General features: G+C 44.0%; 22 protein-coding genes and 3 pseudogenes. 16 read left to right on the plus strand and 9 right to left on the minus strand.

Annotated elements, in window-relative coordinates:
• Both L0M98_RS13645 and L0M98_RS13650 read right to left on the minus strand, forming a co-directional pair.
• Window positions 1-297: a DUF4134 domain-containing protein gene (locus L0M98_RS13645; RefSeq protein WP_008766654.1), complete on the minus strand. Its 297-nt coding sequence runs from the start codon at window positions 295-297 to the stop codon at window positions 1-3.
• A 300-nt stretch (window positions 298-597) separates the two neighbouring features.
• Window positions 598-798, minus strand: a pseudogene (locus tag L0M98_RS13650) (hypothetical protein); the annotation flags it as partial.
• A 481-nt stretch (window positions 799-1,279) separates the two neighbouring features.
• Here L0M98_RS13650 and L0M98_RS13655 point away from each other — a divergent pair.
• The 7 genes and pseudogenes from L0M98_RS13655 to L0M98_RS13685 form a co-directional block, all read left to right on the plus strand.
• Entirely contained in the window at window positions 1,280-2,053 is a 774-nt protein-coding gene (locus L0M98_RS13655) for a class I SAM-dependent methyltransferase (protein WP_227216631.1), read from the plus strand.
• A 159-nt stretch (window positions 2,054-2,212) separates the two neighbouring features.
• Window positions 2,213-2,574 (plus strand): annotated as a pseudogene (locus L0M98_RS13660) (VOC family protein).
• 133 nt (window positions 2,575-2,707) lie between these two features.
• Complete coding sequence (locus L0M98_RS13665; RefSeq protein ID WP_008766657.1) at window positions 2,708-3,298, plus strand: TetR/AcrR family transcriptional regulator; 591 nt, start codon at window positions 2,708-2,710, stop codon at window positions 3,296-3,298.
• A gap of 123 nt (window positions 3,299-3,421) precedes the next feature.
• Window positions 3,422-4,270, plus strand: a complete 849-nt coding sequence (locus L0M98_RS13670) for an ABC transporter ATP-binding protein (RefSeq protein ID WP_016270784.1) — start codon at window positions 3,422-3,424, stop codon at window positions 4,268-4,270.
• Entirely contained in the window at window positions 4,267-4,929 is a 663-nt protein-coding gene (locus L0M98_RS13675; RefSeq protein WP_016270785.1) for a fluoroquinolone export ABC transporter permease subunit, read from the plus strand. The genes L0M98_RS13670 and L0M98_RS13675 overlap by 4 nt, the downstream gene beginning before the upstream one ends.
• Window positions 4,930-5,138: 209 nt before the next feature.
• Entirely contained in the window at window positions 5,139-5,630 is a 492-nt protein-coding gene (locus L0M98_RS13680) for a hypothetical protein (protein WP_237961726.1), read from the plus strand.
• A 286-nt stretch (window positions 5,631-5,916) separates the two neighbouring features.
• Window positions 5,917-6,195 (plus strand): annotated as a pseudogene (locus tag L0M98_RS13685) (MATE family efflux transporter); the annotation flags it as partial.
• Here the strand turns inward: L0M98_RS13685 and L0M98_RS13690 are convergent.
• The 5 genes from L0M98_RS13690 to L0M98_RS13710 form a co-directional block, all read right to left on the minus strand.
• Window positions 6,180-6,359, minus strand: coding sequence for a hypothetical protein (locus tag L0M98_RS13690; protein WP_008766665.1), 180 nt, complete (start codon window positions 6,357-6,359; stop codon window positions 6,180-6,182). The pseudogene L0M98_RS13685 and the gene L0M98_RS13690 overlap by 16 nt on opposite strands.
• A gap of 151 nt (window positions 6,360-6,510) precedes the next feature.
• Window positions 6,511-7,260 (minus strand): DUF4122 family protein, encoded by a 750-nt coding sequence (locus L0M98_RS13695; protein WP_008766666.1) that lies wholly within the window; start codon window positions 7,258-7,260, stop codon window positions 6,511-6,513.
• A gap of 2 nt (window positions 7,261-7,262) precedes the next feature.
• A complete protein-coding gene (locus tag L0M98_RS13700; protein ID WP_016270787.1) occupies window positions 7,263-7,718 on the minus strand; it encodes a DUF3408 domain-containing protein in 456 nt (151 codons plus the stop codon).
• Between the two features lie 2 nt (window positions 7,719-7,720).
• Window positions 7,721-8,176: a DUF3408 domain-containing protein gene (locus tag L0M98_RS13705; RefSeq protein ID WP_008766668.1), complete on the minus strand. Its 456-nt coding sequence runs from the start codon at window positions 8,174-8,176 to the stop codon at window positions 7,721-7,723.
• Window positions 8,173-8,937 (minus strand): ParA family protein, encoded by a 765-nt coding sequence (locus tag L0M98_RS13710; protein ID WP_008766669.1) that lies wholly within the window; start codon window positions 8,935-8,937, stop codon window positions 8,173-8,175. The genes L0M98_RS13705 and L0M98_RS13710 overlap by 4 nt, the downstream gene beginning before the upstream one ends.
• Window positions 8,938-9,577: 640 nt before the next feature.
• Here L0M98_RS13710 and mobA point away from each other — a divergent pair.
• From mobA to L0M98_RS13745, 7 genes are all read left to right on the plus strand, one after another.
• Window positions 9,578-10,036: a conjugal transfer protein MobA gene (gene mobA / locus L0M98_RS13715; RefSeq protein ID WP_065539553.1), complete on the plus strand. Its 459-nt coding sequence runs from the start codon at window positions 9,578-9,580 to the stop codon at window positions 10,034-10,036.
• 1 nt (window position 10,037) lies between these two features.
• Window positions 10,038-11,291, plus strand: coding sequence for a conjugal transfer protein MobB (mobB, locus tag L0M98_RS13720; protein WP_065539552.1), 1,254 nt, complete (start codon window positions 10,038-10,040; stop codon window positions 11,289-11,291).
• 39 nt (window positions 11,292-11,330) lie between these two features.
• On the plus strand, window positions 11,331-13,358 hold the full coding sequence (mobC, locus tag L0M98_RS13725; protein ID WP_065539551.1) for a conjugal transfer protein MobC: 2,028 nt from the start codon (window positions 11,331-11,333) through the stop codon (window positions 13,356-13,358).
• Between the two features lie 221 nt (window positions 13,359-13,579).
• Window positions 13,580-13,843 carry a hypothetical protein gene (locus L0M98_RS13730; protein WP_065539550.1) on the plus strand — a complete coding sequence of 88 codons (264 nt, stop codon included), beginning with the start codon at window positions 13,580-13,582 and terminating at the stop codon, window positions 13,841-13,843.
• 11 nt (window positions 13,844-13,854) lie between these two features.
• Window positions 13,855-14,109 carry a DUF6926 domain-containing protein gene (locus L0M98_RS13735; protein ID WP_008766675.1) on the plus strand — a complete coding sequence of 85 codons (255 nt, stop codon included), beginning with the start codon at window positions 13,855-13,857 and terminating at the stop codon, window positions 14,107-14,109.
• Window positions 14,110-14,120: 11 nt separating this feature from the next.
• A complete protein-coding gene (locus tag L0M98_RS13740) occupies window positions 14,121-14,618 on the plus strand; it encodes a hypothetical protein (protein ID WP_065539549.1) in 498 nt (165 codons plus the stop codon).
• Window positions 14,619-14,628: 10 nt separating this feature from the next.
• Window positions 14,629-14,922, plus strand: a complete 294-nt coding sequence (locus L0M98_RS13745; protein WP_065539548.1) for a DUF4120 family protein — start codon at window positions 14,629-14,631, stop codon at window positions 14,920-14,922.
• A 197-nt stretch (window positions 14,923-15,119) separates the two neighbouring features.
• On the opposite strand, the gene L0M98_RS13750 is transcribed toward L0M98_RS13745, so the two are convergent.
• Together L0M98_RS13750 and L0M98_RS13755 are read right to left on the minus strand one after the other, a co-directional pair.
• Window positions 15,120-16,214 (minus strand): RloB family protein, encoded by a 1,095-nt coding sequence (locus tag L0M98_RS13750; protein ID WP_065539547.1) that lies wholly within the window; start codon window positions 16,212-16,214, stop codon window positions 15,120-15,122.
• Window positions 16,201-17,442 carry an AAA family ATPase gene (locus tag L0M98_RS13755; protein WP_065539546.1) on the minus strand — a complete coding sequence of 414 codons (1,242 nt, stop codon included), beginning with the start codon at window positions 17,440-17,442 and terminating at the stop codon, window positions 16,201-16,203. Before L0M98_RS13755 ends, L0M98_RS13750 begins: the two co-directional genes overlap by 14 nt.
• 885 nt (window positions 17,443-18,327) lie before the next feature.
• Between L0M98_RS13755 and L0M98_RS13760 the strand changes: the two genes are divergently transcribed.
• Window positions 18,328-20,097: a DUF3945 domain-containing protein gene (locus tag L0M98_RS13760; RefSeq protein WP_151875309.1), complete on the plus strand. Its 1,770-nt coding sequence runs from the start codon at window positions 18,328-18,330 to the stop codon at window positions 20,095-20,097.
• Between the two features lie 41 nt (window positions 20,098-20,138).
• Window positions 20,139-20,399, plus strand: coding sequence for a DUF4099 domain-containing protein (locus tag L0M98_RS13765; RefSeq protein ID WP_008766681.1), 261 nt, complete (start codon window positions 20,139-20,141; stop codon window positions 20,397-20,399).
• The last annotated feature ends 40 nt before the right edge of the window (window positions 20,400-20,439 follow it).

A 20,439-nucleotide genomic window follows, 5' to 3' on the forward strand; every position in this document is an offset into this window, starting at 1 on the left:
TTACAGGAAGAATGAGCGTAAGATGGTAGCAGCCACGATAAGGAAGATACATGCTCCGAACCAGCTGGCGGCGGTCTTCGAGGTGTCAGGGTCGCCCGACGAGAACTTGGAATAGACCTTCACGCCCCCGATCAGGCCGACAACGGCTCCGATGGCGTAAATCAACTTGGTGCCGGGGTCGAAGTAGGAAGTGACCATGTTGGTGGCTTCCGTAATGCCGCCGATACCGTTACCCTGGGCGAAAGCCCCGACTGTCGCAAGCAGCATGAAAGCTGCCGAAAAGAATCTTTTTTTCATGTGTCGAAAATTTTAATTGGTGAAACAAAAAATCATTTCGACAGCGAATATATAGCGTTTAATTCATTGATTTACAAACCTTACGATGCGTGTCATCGTATGTCATCACGTTACATCAGCAAGGATTTTCCAAACGATAAAAAAGAGGATTTTGGGCAGGGAAGGATGGGAAAAACAGAAAATAAAAACGGGCACTCTTCATGAGGAATGAAAAAGCGACAATTGGTTCGAATCACCAAAAAAGCGAAGCCTGAAAACCGGACGGCTTTCAGACTTCGCTTCATGTCATGTGAACGCTGTTTACTCTGCTGCGGAATCGGAAGAGAGGGCACGCTGTTTCCTCCGTTCCTCCTTTTTCTCTTTTTGCAGCTTCTTCTTGGTCTCCATTTCCTTCAGAATCTGTTTCAGCGGCTTGACCGTTTCCGGTTTCTCACGCTTGAACCGCTTGAAATAGATGTGCTCTATAAGCTGTGGAAGCGGCACTTTCCTCGGTTCCGCTCGGGACTTGAATCGAGCAGTTCACAAGTCTTAAAATCAATATTTTAGCGTACCTCAATCTTTTGATGGATACGAATTAGGTACTTTTTTCAAAGGACATTTGGCTTCCCTTGTCGGGATTGTGTCTGCCTTTATCTTCAGTTCAAAGATACCATTCTATTTCTACAAACACAAATCATTGAAAATAAACTTTTTACGATTGGGTCGAGTAGGTTTGGGCTGAAATGCCCAGGCATACTCGACCTAAATTCAAAGCTGAATTTGCATGGCATAAAATAATTCACTACCTTCGCTCGCATGAAGAAAACAAACCAATCGGATATTGTGTTGTAAGCAATCTGCATTTCTAATGTAGATTGTTCTTTACGTTTACTCTCGGATAATTCTTTTCGGGGGCTATTTTCGTGTGCTTATATTATAATTTTAATCTGTGTATAGGTAAGGTATCATCATATTTTCCCTGTACGCAATATATACAATGAAAATGAATAACGATAACAACACAATTTACGGTTTCGATGTAAATTTAATTTGTGAATTTTTTCTTAATACTAAAAGGCAAGGTCCGGGAAGTCCTGATGTTACATTAAAGGCTTTAAGTTTCATTGATAATCTGAGCGATACTGCGCAAATTGCAGACATTGGTTGTGGAACGGGAGGTCAAACTATGGTTTTGGCACAAAATGTATCAGGAACTATTACAGGACTTGATTTCTTTTCAGGGTGTATTGATAAGTTCAATCATGATGCCTTAAAACTGAATTTGCAAAACAGAGTGAAGGGGATTGTCGGCTCAATGGACAATCTACCTTTTGAAAAAGAATCTTTAGACTTGATATGGTCGGAAGGTGCTATTTATAATATCGGCTTTGAGAGAGGTATAAATGAATGGCGTGATTATTTGAAACCTAATGGGTATATTGCAGTTTCGGAAAGTTCATGGTTTACAGAAAAGCGTCCGGCTGAAATACACGATTTTTGGATGCAGGGGTATCAAGAGATAGATACAATTCCTGTTAAAGTCGCACAAATGCAGAGAGCTGGCTATCTCCCAGTTGCTTCATTTGTGTTGCCGGAAAAATGCTGGACGGAACATTACTATCAGCCTTTGAGTGAAGCCCGTAAACTAATGCTGAAAAAATATCCCCATAATGAAACCGTAAAGAAACTCATAGAGTTTCAGCATCTTGAAGAAGCATTATACAATAAGTATAAAGGCTTTTATGGCTATGTATTTTATATCGGAAAGAAAATCTAAAACTTTCACTGTCAGTGAAAGTTAACAACAGGGAGGGGGCAACAACGTGTGAAGTTGCACCCTCTAAAATGTCCCCTTCGTTCTATCCAGTTCCTTATGCCAATCGTAATTTTGCACTGTCTTAGCGCAGGACAAAATAGCAACTAAAAGAAAAAGAACGTGAAAAATTTAATCGCATTCTTTGAAATTCCCGTTACCTACTTCTACCAATCAGTAAATTTCTATCAAACAATCTTGGGAGTTGAACTTATGGTAGCCGAATATAATAACGAGAAAATGGCTTGTTTCGTGCAGGACGGACAAACGGTAGGTACTATATCTTATGCACCGAACTTCAAACCCTCAGAGCATGGTGTATTAATTCACTTTAACTGTGAAGACATTGACAGGTCAATCCGGCAAGTAATGAAGCAAGGTGGCAGCATAGTTATCCCAAGACTAAAATTCAAGCCGATGGGAAATGGTATTTTGCCGTATTTGCTGACCCTGCGGGCAATCACATTGGACTTTACACTGACTAATTTGTGTCGAAAGATATAACTGCAAGTTGATATGAAGTAACTTTCTGGGGAAAAATAAACTGATATTTCTTTGTCAATTCAAAAATAACGCTTATGTTTGCAGTGACCAATAATAATAAAATAGTCACACGGTATGGCAAAAGCATTTGATGACAACGAAAGGAAGCTTATAAAGGATAAACTCAAAGAAGGAGCTTTGCTATTTATCCAGCAACAAGGGGTACGTAAAACTTCTGTAGATGAGCTTGTTAAATATGCTAATATTTCTAAAGGAGCATTTTATCTATTCTATACATCAAAAGAACTTCTTTTTTTTGATACAATAATAGACTATCATAAGAAATTGGAAAAAGAATTTCTTAATGCCATAAATAAGCATACCGATAATATTACGGTTGATACATTGACAGATATTATATCTGACTTGCTAATCAACAACAAGCCATACTTTGTATCTGTCTTTGTGAATAGTGACGTGGAATATCTAAGTAGAAAGCTCCCTCAAGAAGTACTTTCACAACACGTAGATGATGATGTCATGCTGGCAAACGAAGTGCTGAAATTTATTCCAGAAAGTAAATCAATTGACACAAAGGTATTTGCAGGGGCTTTAAGAGCTGCATTCTTGACTATTCTAAACGAGAAAACAATTGGAACAGATATTTACAATGAAGTTTTCAAGTTTATAGTTAGGGGAATAGTAAAGCAACTACTTAAAGACTAATCCAACACAATAAGATTATATAATATCAACTGACTATGTGCAAATATGCTACATGGCGATGCTCTGAATTCACAATATGACCATATAGACTAATTTAGTCATAAAATATAAAAATTAAAAATTATGATTACAGTAAAAAACTTATCGTTTAGTTATTCTCAACTACCATTTATTGAGAATATGAATTTTCAAGTAAGAAGCGGAGAAATATTTGGCTTTTTAGGACCTTCTGGAGCAGGAAAAAGCACTCTTCAAAAGATATTAATAGGTATGCTCCCTAAATATAAGGGGAGTGTTTCTATTAATAATAATGAAATTAGAAATAAGCCTGACCATTTCTATGAGAGTATTGGTGTCGATTTTGAATTTCCTAGTTTTTATGAGAAATTCACCGCATTGGAGAACTTAAAATTCTTTGGCTCTTTATATGACAGCAAGCTTATTCCTGCCGAACAACTATTAGAAATGGTCGGACTGTCACAACATGCCAACAAGAAAGTGGCAGGTTTTTCTAAAGGAATGAAATCCAGATTAAACTTTGCCCGGTCAATCATTCATCAACCCAAAGTGTTATTTTTGGATGAGCCAACATCAGGTTTAGACCCCTCAAACTCCCAAGTGATGAAAGACATTATTCGTGAGCTTAAAAATAAAGGAGTGACAATCATTCTGACTACTCACAATATGCACGATGCGACCGAACTTTGTGACCGTGTGGCATTTATTGTCGATGGCAACATTAAAGCTATGGACACTCCTCATAATCTTATCATGTCAAGGCGTTATAATGAAGTGACATATTCATATTTGGAGAATCAACAAGAATTGAATACTACAATCGCACTTGACAAAATAAGTACAGACAAAAAGCTGCAATCTCTGATTCAAGCTAATGCCTTATTGTCAATACATAGCAATGAGCCGACATTAGACCATATATTCTCAGAAATAACAGGGAGGAAATTACTATGAAACTTAAAGGTTTAATACTTGGCGATATTCGGCAACAATACAAATATGGTTTTTATGCCCTATATACGCTATTTACACTGGTGTATATTGCTGTATTGCGCATTCTTCCTATGCAGTGGAAAGAACTATGCACAACTACCCTTATATTTTCAGACCCCGTGCTGATTGGATTAATGTTTATGGGAGCAATCATATTATTCGAGAAAAGCGAAAAAGTAATGCAGGCATTAGCTGTTTCGCCCATATCGATACACGCATACATTTTGTCAAAGGTAATTTCCATTGGACTAATTTCTTTGCTAAGTGGAGTTCTCATCGCATTGTTCTCAGGCATGGAACATTCTTACATACATCTTGCTGTTGGAATTATGTTAGGTTCAGCATTATTCACACTGGTTGGAATATCACTTTCCGCTTTCATTTCAACCATGAATAACTTTATGCTGATTATGGTTCCCACTTTAATAATATCCGTAGCTCCCATATCTGTTTATACAATGGGCTATAAATCGGGAGTTATGCTATTACATCCAAGTATAAGTCTGATAGAACTTATGTCTGGAAATATCAGTGTCATATCTCTAATGGCAATAAGCATTTGGTGCATTGCGATGTATATTTTTTCTTGTCTGTCAGTAAAAAAAATGATGACGATATAATTATGAATCAGAATATTATTTCTTTCAAAATGTTTATCAGAAACATATTCTCAGATGGTATGTTATCTGCAATAATATGTATTCCGTTACTATTAGCGGCAATATATAGGTTTGTTTTCCCCTTAATTGTACAGCATTATCCGATGCTAAAGGATTTCAGTCTATATTATCCGATATTGGATTTATTCCTTGCAATTATGTGTCCTTACATGATTTGCTTCGCTTCGGTCTTGGTGGTATTGGATGAAACAGATATGAAAATCAACAGGTATATCACAATCACCCCACTTGGGAAGAAGGGTTATCTTATATCAAGATTGATTATTCCTGTTTTATTTGCAGCCATTGTTTCTTTCGTGCTGCTTTCTTTCTGTTCCGTATCAGATATGTCATTATGGACTACATTTATCATATCCATATTGGCTACAATACTAAGCGTTGTGGCTGCTATGATTATTTTAGCATACGCGGGGAATAAAGTGGAAGGTATGGCACTTGCAAAAGTATCTGCTTTGGTTATGGTGGGATTGATCATACCTTTTGTCATTACAGATAGTACCCAATATGTATTTTCATTTCTCCCTTCTTTTTGGATAGCCAAGTTTCTGATAAGTAACAACTATTGGTTTATTCTGCCAGCTATCTTTCTTTCCGGGGGGCTGATTTGCATATTATATAATAGGTATAGCACAAAAATATAGTTTCTCCTAAAACTGCTAATTGATAGTTTACAGATACAAATTCAGGGAAAAACGCTATCTTTGTAGCCCTAACAGAAAAAGAATAGTTGTTCAACAATATGAAATGGCAGTTGTGCATATAGCTACGCCGGGCGAATAGCGCCCTCGATTAACGCTATTCAGCAATAGACAGGCTTATCGTTTAAGTTTGTCTATTACTGCCTTGTCATTATCCCTAATTGTAAATCTACAAGATTGTTGTGCTGTCCAAGCGGCATGGCTTATTGTATCATATTGGTTTGAACAAATGGATTATACCTATAAGAAAATTTGGCTCATCGCTTTTCCTGTAATGATGAGCATCCTTATCGAACAACTGATAAATATTACCGATGCCTTGTTCTTGGGGCATGTGGGTGATGTGGAACTGGGCGCATCCGCCATTGCCGGAATATGGTTCTTGGCGATTTATATGCTCGGCTTCGGGTTCAGTTTGGGGTTGCAAGTGGTAATTGCCCGCCGTAACGGGGAACAGCAGTATTCGGAAACGGGAAGAACATTTTGTAGGACTCATCTTTTTCTTGTCGCTTTTTGGCTTTTCTTTTCGTGATCCTGCTTGTGGTTATCTATCTTTCCGAGCTTGCCAGGGTTCAATCCCAGTTCACGGGCCATCTGCACCTGTTTGTCGAAAAGGCGGTGGCGTTTCTGCTCCACCATCCATTTCTCCAATATCGCTTTTGTCACTGCCATAATCATTCATTTTTTGCAAAGGTACGAATCCTGCCATTATGATAACGATATGATTATTTGAATTTTATCCGATGATATTCTCTGAAAATGAAAAGGCACACCGATATCACATCGACATGCCTTCAAAAACTATGACAGCAAAAAGAAACAATTAAACGAATTTATCTATGTTGAAAGCCTCCACCTTCTTGGATGCGGTCTTTCGTTTTGCCAACGGTCTGCCCGATTCATCCAGACATTCGCTGACCAGGCGGTTTACCTTTTCCTGATTACTCAACTTGTCCGTGAGAAAAGATAGTATAACCGTATCGTGCATCTTGTGATGTATGGTAGTGGCTGCACGTATGGCTTTCTCTTCATCCGGATTTTCAGATATCAGCACCTCTGCCACATTGTTTATATCCTCAAAGGTCATGGCTGTGTCAAAATCCGGGTCAGGTTCAGCATCCACAGGAGCCATCAATTCTTCTTTTTCCTCTTTGGTGAGACCTTTTTCTTCCTGTATTACATCATCCGGACCGATTTCCTCATCCTCCTCTATCGACTCTTTTTCCATAGGTTCGGAACGTGTCGGAGTTTTTCTCGCCACTTCCGGGTCTTCGAGATAGACAATTTTTGTCTTGCCGATTACATCTTCAGTAACAGCAGAAGACGGCTGTGCCGTATGCCTGTTGTGTGCGTCGGTCTTTTCCCTTCGCCTTGCCTTTTTATTGGCCTCACGCGCTTTTTGTTCCGAACGTTTCTTCCGGTATTTCCATAGATTGATGCGGACTATGCGCATCAAGCGGTAGGCTTTCTCCCAAATGCCATACATTTCCCGATTGAAGATGAATATCCACAGTTGCCGGAATATGAAAACCGCACACACGAGTTTTATCGTGAAATAAATTTTTGCTTCCATGGCTACAGGGGTTTATTTATGGCTTCCGTGTATAATTCAGACATCTCATCCTCATATTTTGTCAGATGCTCATCAATGATTGTGCTTACATATCCTGACATGGATGTCTCCGGAGCGACAACTGCCAAAAAACGTTTGATGTAGGCATAGCTGTCCCTGTTTATGTAAACCTGGATTCGATTACCTATAGGGTGATTTACCAGATATGTCGTTCGATACGATGGATCTTCAACGATTTGAATTGAAGACGTGTTGATGACATCCTTTAAGGCAGATGTACAAGCGGTGTCTTCCCAGGTATCCGGTTCCGCTTTGCCGGAAGTTTCGGGCGGAGGAACGTGGACGTGCTTTCCGATGTTTTTGTTCTTGCGCATTCTTTTGTGAATGAACAATCCGAAACGGCAAACTGTGTAAACGATGCAGGCAATGGCCGCAATGTGAAAGATAATCTGTGTCATGACTAAAATGGTTTTAATGGTTTGTAATATTCTTTGTTATACAATTCGCTGATTTCCTCCCAATGCTGCTGGATATGGTCAACGAGGATATTGCTTATATACCCCGATATGCTCATGTCCGGGGCAATGACCGGAAGGATGCGCTTGATACATTCGGCCACCTCGCGATTTATATAGACATGGGAACGGTTAGATGCCGGAATGTTTACCAGATACTTGTCTCTATAGCTACCCGCTTCATCTTTCTTTTTTCGAGGTTTTACAGGGGACGTTTTCTCAGACTGTATCTCAACCGGTTCCGTAGCTGGAGCCGGTCCCGTATTTTTGACGGGTACGGATTCCTGTCCGGGTTGTTCCGTATTCTCGTTCATGGGTTGCGCCCTGCCGAATACAGGAATATCCCCGACAATGATATTCTTGAGGATATCCTCATTCACTTCCACCTTTTTCTTTGTCATGCGTGTTCCAATTTAAGTTTGACAATAAGCTCCTCCGCCAGTTCCTTCAGACCGCTTCCTTCCAATTGCTTGGGAGGCGGAGGCAGCAGGGTGCAGCGGAAAAAATCACGTTTTGCATGTGTGATTTCCTTCTCGTAACGGCATAAATCGGGAAGTTTGGTGTCAAGGACAGTCAGATGCAGTTCCCTCATGACCTCTGCATAGGATTTGTAAATTTCCACGTTGGTACGTTTTTTCAACTTGTTCCAGAAGAAGAGAATATCCTTGAGCGGCACATCTTTCGTGTTCTTGACATAATCAAGAACCGTCGTGGAAAAAGCGAGCGTGCTCTGCATGATGATAAGATCGGGAGTGGTGGGAGTCAGGACATAATCCATATTGACGATGGTGCGGAACACCCCCGTGGATTCCACTGTTCCGGGCAAATCCACAAAAATCAGATCATAGTCACCGCTTGCGGCAAGCTCGTCCGCGGCTTCCCTTGCCTTTTCCGAAGTAGACCCGACAATCGGATAAGCTTTCTTTGGTACGCGATTCCATTGCTGCTGTAACAATTGTTGAAAATAGGCACTGTTGGCAATGGCTTTTTTATCCCGTTCTCTCATGCGCACGAGGCTGTGCTGTGGAGAATCACAATCAATGATTGCCACGTTCAGGTTTTTCTCGAAATGGAGGTAGCTGGAAAGCACTACCGTCAAGGCCGATTTCCCGACCCCTCCCTTTTGGTTGCTGACTGCAACGAATAAAGGCTCTTTGCTCATAATCTTTTCTTTTAATGGGTTATTGAATATATATCTGTTTCATCCGTCAATCCGTGAACGCTTCCTTCCAACCGACCACGATATGCTTCATCCGTTATTCCGACCGGTAACTTATCCGTTATAGCATCTTTCCGTTAATGGTCGGTCTGTTGGTCATGACATTCCGATAACTGTCATATCCGACATTGCTTCCACTATCCGGACCGATAACGGAAGCATCAAACAATATGACCATTATACCATTATCGGAAGTGCGGTTTCATCCGTTCACGCTGCAAATAAAAGGGTATTTTTTCATACCGGCACCATGTTTCAAGGGAGGTGACGACCTGTGTCATCGTTTGTCATCACGTTACATATAACTCACTATTTTACAGTAGTATATACCGCCGTAACTTTGCACCGACAACGGAACGGACACCGCTGCGGGGCTTTCCCGAAGCCGAAGAATGAGGCCGGAGGGTCAAACACAATTTGACGGAAGGAAAATTCATGTTCAAGCGAACATAGCAAGTTGTGTTTTGAGGCACCCGAAATAAATTCGGGCACTCAAAACAACTTGCCGCTCGCCTGACGGCTCGGGAGGGATTCACTCCAAAGTCGTGAATCCGGGACGGAAAATCAGAAACAGAAAATATCAATGCATATGGAAGAAAACAAGAGGAAAAAATCAAAAAAAGGAGTGGGTAGAAAACCAAAATCCGACCCTGCCGTGCATCGTTATGTAGTGCGGTTGAACTCGGAAGAGAACGGACGTTTTGACATTCAATTCCAAAAATCAGGATTAAAGGAACGCTCCAAGTTTATCAAGACAATGATTTTCGGTAAAGAAATCAAGGTAGTAAAAATCGACAAGGCAACGATGGACTATTACATCCGTCTGACCAATTTCTACCATCAGTTCCAGAGTATCGGAAACAATTACAACCAGACGGTAAAAGCCGTAAAGACCAACTTCGGGGAGAAACGGGCCTACGCCTTGCTCCGCAATCTTGAAAAGGCAACGATAGACCTGGTGCTGCTGAGCAAGCGGATTATCATGCTCACCCGTGAATTTGAAGATGCCTATCTGATAAAGAGGAAAAGGGAGGAGGAATGACATGGTGGCGAAAATCAACAGGGGTGTCTCGCTCTACGGAGCAATCACCTACAACCAGCAGAAAGTGAATGACACCACCGCGCGTATCATTGCGGGAAACCGTATGATTACCGATGTGGCAGGCAATCCGGATCGTGTCATGCAGCAGACCCTTTGGGCGTTTGACAACTACCTCCTCGCCAACAAGAACACGGAAAAGCCCATCCTGCATATTTCCCTGAACCCTTCTGTAGATGACCGCCTCACTGATGCCCAATTCGCGGAATTGGCAAAAGAGTATATGCAGCGAATGGGCTACGGTGACCAGCCCTACATTGTATATGTACACGAGGATATAGACAGGAGACATATCCATATCGTTTCTACCTGCGTGAACGAGAAAGGGGAAAAGATAGACGACACCTACGAGTGGAACCGCTCGATGAAAGCCTGCCGGGAGCTGGAAAAGAAATTCGGGTTGAAGCAGGTGGAGGACAAGCGGAAGGAGTTGCTGGAGCCGTACATGAAGAAGGCGGACTACCAAAGCGGTGATGTGAAACGGCAGGTTTCCAATATCGTGAAGAGCGTGTTCGGCTCGTACCGTTTCCAGTCTTTTGGCGAATTCAGCGCCTTGCTTTCCTGTTTCAATATCGAGGCGAAACAGGTCAGGGGCGAGTTCGATGGTACACCCTATAACGGCATCGTCTATACCATGACTGACGATACGGGAAAGCCGGTATGTACTCCTGTCAAGTCTTCCCTTATCGGGAAACGGTACGGTTACGAGGGACTGGAAAAGCGTATCGGGTACAACGCCCGTGAATACAGGAACAAGAAATGGCAACCGAAGATACGGAACGAGGTGGCACTTGCCATGCACGGATGCCGTGGAGACAGGGACGAGTTCGTCCGTCTGCTTGCCGGAAAAGGCATTGATGCGGTATTCCGTGAAAATGACGAGGGACGTATCTATGGAGCGACTTTCATCGACCACAAGAACCGGGAGGTGTACAACGGCTCCCGGCTCGGCAAGGAGTTCTCGGCAAATGCCTTCGAGCGGTTGTTCAACAGTCCGGTCAATATTCCCGATTTGGACGCGCCTGTGCCTGACCTTGACCGGCAAGGCGGTTTCTCCTCCGATATGGAAAGTTCCATCGAGCAGGCTTTCGGAATCTTCGGCATTGAAACCAACGGTCCCGACCCGCAGGAAGAGGCTCTTGCCCGCAGGCTGCAACGCAAGAAGAAAAAGAAGCGCCGCTCCCGTGGAGTATCCTGATTACAGAATTTATAAACGAACCATTAAAATTATATCATTATGCAACAAGAAGATGATTTGAGAGGACTGGCCAAGGTCATGGAGTTCATGCGTGCCATATCCATCGTGTTTATTGTCATCCACGTCTATTGGTACTGCTACCGTTCATTCGTGGATATGGGTATCAATATCGGGGTAGTCGACAGGATACTCCTGAATTTCCAGCGGACGGCAGGGCTTTTCAGCAACCTGCTCATAACAAAGGTCTTTGCCGTCATATTCCTCGCCCTCTCGTGCTTGGGTACAAAAGGCGTAAAGAACCAAAAGATGACATGGCAGAAAATATATGCCTCTTTCCTTGCCGGACTGGTGCTGTTTTTCATGAACTGGTGGATGCTCGACCTGCCGCTCAGTCCGATGGTCAATGCCGCCTTGTACACGGCAACACTTACAGCCGGGTATATCCTGCTGCTGATGTCCGGCGTGTGGATAAGCCGGATGCTGAAGAACAATCTCATGGAAGATGTGTTCAACACGGCCAATGAGAGCTTCATGCAGGAGACACGGCTCATGGAGAATGAGTATTCCGTCAACCTGCCGACAAAGTTTGTCTATCAAGGCAGGGAATGGGACGGATGGATCAATATAATCAACCCCTTCCGCGCTACCATCGTGCTTGGAACGCCCGGTTCGGGCAAGAGCTACGCGGTAGTAAACAATTACATCAAACAGCAGATTTCCAAAGGATTCTCTCTTTATCTGTATGATTATAAATTCGATGACCTTTCCATTATAGCCTATAACGAACTGCTGAAAAATCTTGATAAATACAAGGTCAAACCGGAATTTTATGTCATAAATTTCGACGACCCGCGACGCAGCCACCGGTGCAATCCCATCAACCCGAAATTCATGGTGGATATCAGTGATGCCTACGAATCGGCATACACCATACTCTTAAATTTGAACAAGACCTGGATACAGAAACAAGGTGATTTCTTCGTGGAATCCCCGATTATTCTTTTGGCGGCTATTATATGGTATTTGCGCATCTATCAGGACGGTAAATACTGCACGTTCCCTCACGCGATAGAATTTCTGAACAAGCCGTATGCCGATATTTTCACTATTCTTACCTCGTATCCGTCTTTGGAAAACTACCTATCCCCGTTCATGGACGCCTGGCAAGGGGGCGCACAAGACCAGTTGCAAGGCCAGATAGCAAGTGCGAAAATCCCGCTTTCAAGAATGATTTCCCCACAGCTTTACTGGGTGATGACCGGCGATGATTTCACACTCGACCTGAACAACCCCGAGCACCCCAAAATCCTGTGTGTCGGCAACAATCCCGACAGGCAGAACATCTATTCCGCAGCCCTCGGATTGTATAACAGCCGTATCGTGAAATTAGTGAACAAGAAGGGGCAACTCAAATCATCCATCATCATAGATGAGCTGCCGACCATATATTTTCGCGGCATCGACAACCTGATTGCCACCGCCCGTAGTAACAAGGTGGCGGTCTGTCTCGGCTTTCAGGACTTCTCGCAGTTGACCCGTGACTACGGTGAGAAAGAAGCGAAGGTCATCCAAAACACAGTGGGCAATATCTTCAGCGGTCAGGTTGTGGGAGAAACAGCAAAGAATCTTTCGGAACGCTTCGGAAAGATACTCCAACAGCGGCAGTCCATTTCCATCAACCGGCAGGACACCTCCACCTCCATCAACACACAGATGGACTCCCTCATTCCGGCATCGAAAATCGCCAACCTCTCACAGGGTACGTTCGTGGGCAGCGTAGCGGACAACTTCGGGGAAGAAATTGACCAGAAGATTTTCCATGCCCGCATTATTGTCGATAACGAGAAGGTAGCGGCGGAAACCAAAGCCTACAAGAAAATACCCGTCATCAACGAATTCAGGGATGCGGACGGCAACGACATCATGCAACAGCAGATAGACCGAAACTATTCCCAGATAAAAGCGGACGTGGTGCGGATAATCGAGGATGAGATAACCCGTATAAAGAACGACCCTGATTTGAAACACCTGATACCACAGGAAGAAAATGACAAGGATAATGAATAGCCATTGAAAGGCCGCTTTTTTATTTCAGCCTGCAAAGGTCGTCCCGTGCCTTTTGGATTGAGCAAGGTCGAGCCCTACGGGTTTTCGAGGAAAATCTTCCGCGCTTCGCTTGCGGTATTTTCCCGAAAAACCTTGCACAATCCGACACGGAACGGTAAGGCAGGCGAGAAATAAAATACCGGCTCGCCGAGCCGTGGATGTTTAACTTAAAAAAAGAAATTATGGGCAGAAGCAACTTCACACCGATGAAAAGATTCCATGAGATTCTTGACAATTATGGTCTGAAACTGATGGAGGTGGGAACCAACCACCTGAGAGTATTTTTTGGCAACCGGAAATTGTTCGACTACTATCCGCTGAGAATGAAACTGTTTGATTACCGGCAGTGGCAGCAACTGACCTATCCGTCGGTCATGGACGGTACGGACAAATGGGAAACGGAACTGGAAGGAATCATCAACAGCCTTATGGTATCACCGCAATAAACATTGACATTATGCACAAGAAAAACAGACAGACGCTCGTTTGGGATAACATTCCTGAATGGGCGATTTTCGCATTGGAGTACGGCATCGAGGAAGAATTGTTCCTGCCGAACGAGGATTTGGAAATGATAAGCCGGTTCATCGGCGAGAATTTCCCGAACGGCTACACGATGAGTGTGGATTGGGAATCATGCACGGAGTTCAACCCACGTCCGGCATTCGGGAAACCGTGCAAGACTCACAAGGTGACTTTTGTAACAAACTAAAACTACCTGCTATGAGAAAGATAACATTAAGCGAATACAATTCTATCCCGAAGGATTATCGCGGGACTTGGACTGTGGAGCGTTGGGACTTACCCAATTGGGGGGAAATACGCGAAAAACACATGGGAAAGCGCACCATGATGGTGTATGACAAGGGAACGTGCCTGTTGGTGGAAGGACTCGGATTTGAAATCGTAGACGATAGCACTTGGAAAAAGCCGGAGGAAGTCAAGAAAGAAATAGGTAGTCATTACCTGAAATTCTACAGCGAGCAAGAATGTGAACCTCATTATGCGGACTGCATTATCCGGTGGTGCGACACGTTGGAAACGGAAGTAGTGAGGATTGCGCTGGTGATGGATTCCGACAACGAGAAGGATGATGAGATATTCTTCTACTGCGACAGCTTGGAAGATTTGAAATCACTGGCGGACAAAGGTAAGGAGGATTTCATCATAGCCGGATGCATTGGTTTCGGGATATACGAAGAACTGTTACTAACAACTTAAAACATCGGATATGAGAATCGAATGTCAGGGACATTATGAAAAGACCGTCAAGTATGCTGAGAGCATCGGTGACGAAACGCTGAATAAATGTATCGAGCGGCTCAAGCAATGGGAAGCCAATTCCAATGGCAGGTGCGAAATAGAATTGTACTATGATTCCTCGCCATATTCATTCGGTTTCGCAGAAGTGGCGAAAGATGGGACAAAAGGAATTGTCGGAGGGCTGCTCTATCATGGCAAGCCGGACCGATCCTTTGCCGTAATGATTGGAGGACCGTTTCACGGGTGGAGCATACATACCTAAATTGTATAGTACCATACACAGTATTGAGTCAAAAAAGTGCAGAGGTAATCATAAACTGATTACCTCTGCACTTTTTTGACTCGCTTTATTTTTAATGGCTGTTTCATGATTTCAAAAATCAGAAAACCAAAAATTCTTATTAACGAAATTAAAATTCAATTTTTGCAGAAAAACCACAAAATTCAACTATTAAATTCCTATATAGCAAATTTAGGTAACAGCAATATCTCTTTCTCGGGTGTGACTTTGATGGAAATGACTTGGGTAGGTTCCAGTTGGCAAGGTAGCAGTTTCATTTCACCAGATTGAATCAAAAGCGCATTGTCATTTAATTCACGTCCAAGTTTTTCTTCCCAATCATATATGACGAACATTCCCTTTCTAAAAAGTTCAACCCCGTCTTTGCTATTTGTCACAATCAAACCATCTTTGCCGAACCTGACAGACCAGTCACAGCCATGTTCTTTATATTCAAATGTGCTGTCATAACTGACGGTTTCCTTGCCAATCAGCCTGCCGATAAGGATATCCACATTTGTATATGGATTTCTGTTGTAAACAGGTTCTTCCGTGTTCGCGTCACTTTCAGCCCTTAACCTGCAAGCATTGACCATCCCTTTCAACAGATTATCCTTGACAAGAGGGAATGTTGATTCTGAAGATTTGGTTTCCTGCCAATATCCTTGTTTTCTTGCGTAACCGTTTATGCAGTTCTTGCCGCCACAGTCTTTTTCGGGCTCTTTTCCAGTGCCGCATTCAAATATGTGTTTCTTGCCCCGGATCTTTTCCCCGCATTCCGTCTCATTGAAACAATAGTAAATGTACTCAAAATGGAGAAGCAGATAATATTCAAAGCTGCGGCTGGAAAATGCGATATTGACTTTCTTCCCGTCAATTACCTTATCGGCTTCAGCCAAGGCTTCTTCATGCTTCGGATGCTTGTCTTTGTCATAGACAGCCCAAGATTCGTCAACCCCTTCCGACAAGATTTGCCGTGCGTACAAGACCCACTTTAACGGTGGGGCTCCGGTTATTACCACATCTTCAGCGGCGTCTTTCCCGTCTGTCTTGATTTTGCGTTTTTTCCCTTTGTAACTGCCTCTGGGGGAATTATCCGTTTCTTCATCCTGTGGAATGTGAGGCTGTGGAATGGTGCGGACATCCATGCCGTCATTGTCTTTACAATACAGGTCGCACAGGCTCGTAAAGAATAGCGGCTCGGTCTTGTCCCCTTCGCACACTATCCTGATTACATAGTTGCTGTGACGTGTATTTTCGTTATTTCTTGCCATCCTCCACAAAGAGTTTTTCCAATGATTGCAATGAAGGCACTCCTCCAAATTTGTTGTTCAAATACCATTTGGCAAACAGGGTATCTTCCCTCACATCATCAAAGTCCGAAAGTGTGAACATTTCCGATACGCCGAACTTGTCTTTCTCCGTAAACCAGACCTGGTCCTTACGGATGGTATTTTGGTCAAGAAGGTTTACATCATGCGTAGTGAAAACCAACTGCGCATCCTTCTTGTTTATCCGTCCATTCCTGAATATATCAACAATCAACTGTGTAATGTAAGAGTGAAGACCGGAGTCCATCTCGTCCACAAAGAACGGACTGCCACTCTGCAACGCCTGCAATATATGGCAACCGATGATGAACAACGCCCTTGTTCCAAAGGATTCCTCCTTCAATGGCAAATCAGTCTTTCCGATGTTTTCGCCATCCTTGTATAACCCATGCTGGCTTGTTACTTCCACATCGCCGCTTCGCTTTTCCAATTGAAAATCTGCCAGTCCGGTATCCGCGAAAGCCAGAAATTCAGCAAGCATCTTCTTGTTGTCAGGACGGGAATAGAGCCACCTGAGTATTTCCTTGTCTTCCCCAAGTACGGTATCTTCATGGAAACCGTTGGAAATAACCATATCCGCCAAATACTTTGCGGCATTGGTTATAGGCTCGCAGGGCGTATCCTTCAAGAACTTTGAAATCAACAGCTGGTTCTTGAATACGTTGAACGGTTTGGACGTGGAAAGACTTGAACCGAACTTGATGGTGTCCGATTCCTTATCCTTCGGAAGCAATGCGCGTTCATAAAGTAACGTCTGCTTGCCGTTAGGATAGGATATCAATGACTCAGATTCGATTTGCAGTCTGGAAAAACAGACTTCATACTTATACCTTACTCTTTGTGCAATAAACTCCATAGAGAATTCTATCGGTGCGTCTGCCGTTGCACTGTCGAACTTGAAAGGCTGGTACAAAGCGATATCTTCACCGACACGGTTATCCAGATTCAATACCCAACGCCTGAAACCGTACAGGAATTTTATAATGTTGGTCTTTCCTGAAGCGTTGGCACCAAAAATCAAGGAAATTTTCAATGCCTTTTTGTTACCCTCCGCTTTAGTTTCAACCTCACACAGATTTTCGACCTTTGCTTTTGAAGAGGTCGGTTCGGTTGTAAACGAGCATGTGCCCTTGAACGAACGATAATTCTTAAATTCTAAGTTTAATATCATAATTCTGCTACTTTTCTGCAAAAATAGCGTTTTAATTTCTCATGGACAACTTTTTTATCCGATTTTTACGGATAATCCGTAAAAATAAGACTTAAATCGGGGATGTTCATTTCTAAGCCATGTTCATTAAAAATGAACTATACCATAAAAATGAACATGAAAAGTACCGCTTCCATGCAATGATTATGCGAAAGTAATGATTTTCTGACTATTTATATGCACCCGTTACACTTTTCCATATCATGCAAGAGCTTGTTTCCATATTCTTCTATAAATAACCATCCTAAGTCACGCTTCACTCACTAAGTCCCTTTGAGAAGATAACTCGGAGGACGATACCTTTCACGTTCAGGCCTCCGGTTTTCGCGCAAAAAATTCCCTGCGGTAATTTTTCTTCGAAAAAACGTTCCGGTATCGCCGTCCGAGTTGGGTGAAAAGGTCGGGACTTAGCAAGCGAAGCGACCTACGACGCATAGGACAAGGTCAAGACAAAAACTGATGGCGGTATTTTACAAAATCAGGCCGTCTCAATTGGAACATTTTTCTAATTACTAAATCATTTTCCTTTCAGCCGCCTGTCTTATGAAAAATACAAGGAAGTGGGGACAAAAGCAGCTCGCTCTCAACTCTGCATAATACAGGTTTCCTTTTTTCTACTTCGTCCCCTTTCCCTGCCTCGGTTTCTCTATGCCTCCCCGTACCTTGTTCCGCCCTTTTTCTTCCGTTTTTCCCTTTTTTTGTCCTCGTGCTGTCACCCCTGCGGTGAAACGTGATGACAAGCGATGTAATGTGTAGTACAACGTGTTGTAAACCAATTATTTATCAAAATTTGCTATATATATTTGCGGTGACAATAGTAGTTATCAACTCTAAAAACTCAAAGTTATGGCAAAGAAAAATGTGAGGGACGAACCCCTGAAGCCGCAAGTGAGCGAGAACGAACAGATGAGTGACATCGTGTTCATCCTCGACAAGATGGAACTGATTTTACAGGCGGTGTCAAAAATCGGAAAGGACGGGAAATACAGCACCGTTCCGGCAGACAAGGAACACAGCAATTCCTTCCTGAAAATCGACCGGTACGCCAACATGTTCGAGAATTTCGTGAAAAACTTCTGGAGCCAGCTCAAAGACCCGACCCGTTTCGGCATCCTCTCCGTCAAGGCGGATACGCTGGACAGCCCGGAAGTGAAGCAGGCCATCGAAGACCTCGCCGCCGGAAAGCAGACAAAAGCCGTGGAAGACTTCCTCAAAAAATACGAAATCGTTCCACGCGACAAGGAAAACCAAAGTATCAACAATCAAAATCAAGAAGAAATGGCAAAGAAAAATGAGACACAGCAGCAGGCCGCCCAAGGTGACGGCACGCAGCAACCCAAGTACCGCTACAACGAGTCCATGATCAACTGGGAGGAACTGAAGAATTTCGGACTTTCCCGTGAATACCTCATGGAGCGCGGTCTCCTTGACCAGATGCTCAGGGGCTACAAGACCAACCAGGTGGTACCCATCAGCATGAATTTCGGCTCCGCCGTATTACGTACCGATGCACGACTGTCATTCCAGCAGTCCGTGGGAGGCCCTATCGTATTAGGTATCCACGGCATCCGCCAGAAACCCGAACTCGAACGCCCGTACTTCGGTCACATCTTCTCCGAAGAGGACAAGAAGAACCTGTTGGAGACAGGCAACATGGGACGTGTCGTGGAACTGAAAGGGCGCAACGGCGAATACATCCCTTCTTTCATCAGCATCGACAAGCTCACCAACGAGGTGGTCGCCATGCGCGCGGAAAACGCCTACATCCCGCAAGAAATCAAAGGTGTGAAACTGACCGACCAGGAAATCAACGACCTGCGGGAAGGCAAGAAGGTGTTCATCGAAGGCATGATTTCCAATAACGGCAAGGAGTTCGACGCCCACATCCAGGTCAACGCCGAACGCAGAGGCATCGAATACATCTTCGAGAACGACAAGCTCTTCAACCGCCAGTCATTGGGCGGCGTGGAACTTACCAAGCAGCAGATTGAAGACCTCAACGCGGGCAAGGCCATCTTCGTGGAGGGTATGGAGCGCAAGGACGGTGAGTTGTTCTCCTCGTATGTCAAGCTGGACGAGGCCACGGGCAGACCTTCCTACACACGCTACAATCCCGATTCCCCGGAGGGAGCGCGTGAAATTTACATTCCCATGGAGATTAACGGCGTGAAGATCACCGCCGAGGAACAGCAGCAACTGCGCGAGGGCAAGGCCATCTTCCTCAACGACATGGTGAACCGTAAGGGTGAGGAGTTCTCCTCCTTCATCAAGGCGGACCTGGAGACGGGACGCCTGAGTTACTCACGCACGCCGGACGGCTTCGAGCAGCGTGCCGAGTTCAAGATACCGGAAAAGGTATGGGATGTGAAACTGACGAGAAACCAGCGTGCCGACCTCCAGAGCGGCAAGGCGGTACTGGTCGAGGGCATCAAAGGCTACGATGGAAAGACCATCTCGCAGTATGTCAAGGCGAACTTCAACCAGGGCAGGCTGGACTTCTACAACGAGAACCCGGACCGCAAGCGTGATGCATCGCAGCGCAACGTGGTGGCGAACGCCCAGAAGCAGGGACAGGAACAGGCTGGCCGCAAATCCAAGGGGGCAAGCATTGCCTGAGCGTGAATCAGAATGAATGTCAAATCAAAAAAAACAGGAATATGAACGTAAACAATAAAAACAACACGCCATTCAAGGCGGAAGACGTGAACTGGGAAGAACTCGCGGGAATCGGTATACTGAAGGACGAGCTGGAAATGTCGGGGGAACTTGACACGCTTCTCAAGGGGGAAAAGACAGGAGTGATGTCGCTCAGCCTCGTGCTGCTGGGCGTGGACGTGGTGATGGACGCCACCCTGCAACTGGTGCGCAAGGACGACGGGGCACTGATTGAAATCCTCGGTGTCAAGCCGGTGGCTTGACAAACGCCCATCCATTATAACAAGTAAAAAATGTCAAACC

The sequence above is a fragment of the Butyricimonas sp. DFI.6.44 genome (assembly GCF_022132345.1).
GTDB lineage: Bacteria > Bacteroidota > Bacteroidia > Bacteroidales > Marinifilaceae > Butyricimonas > Butyricimonas muris.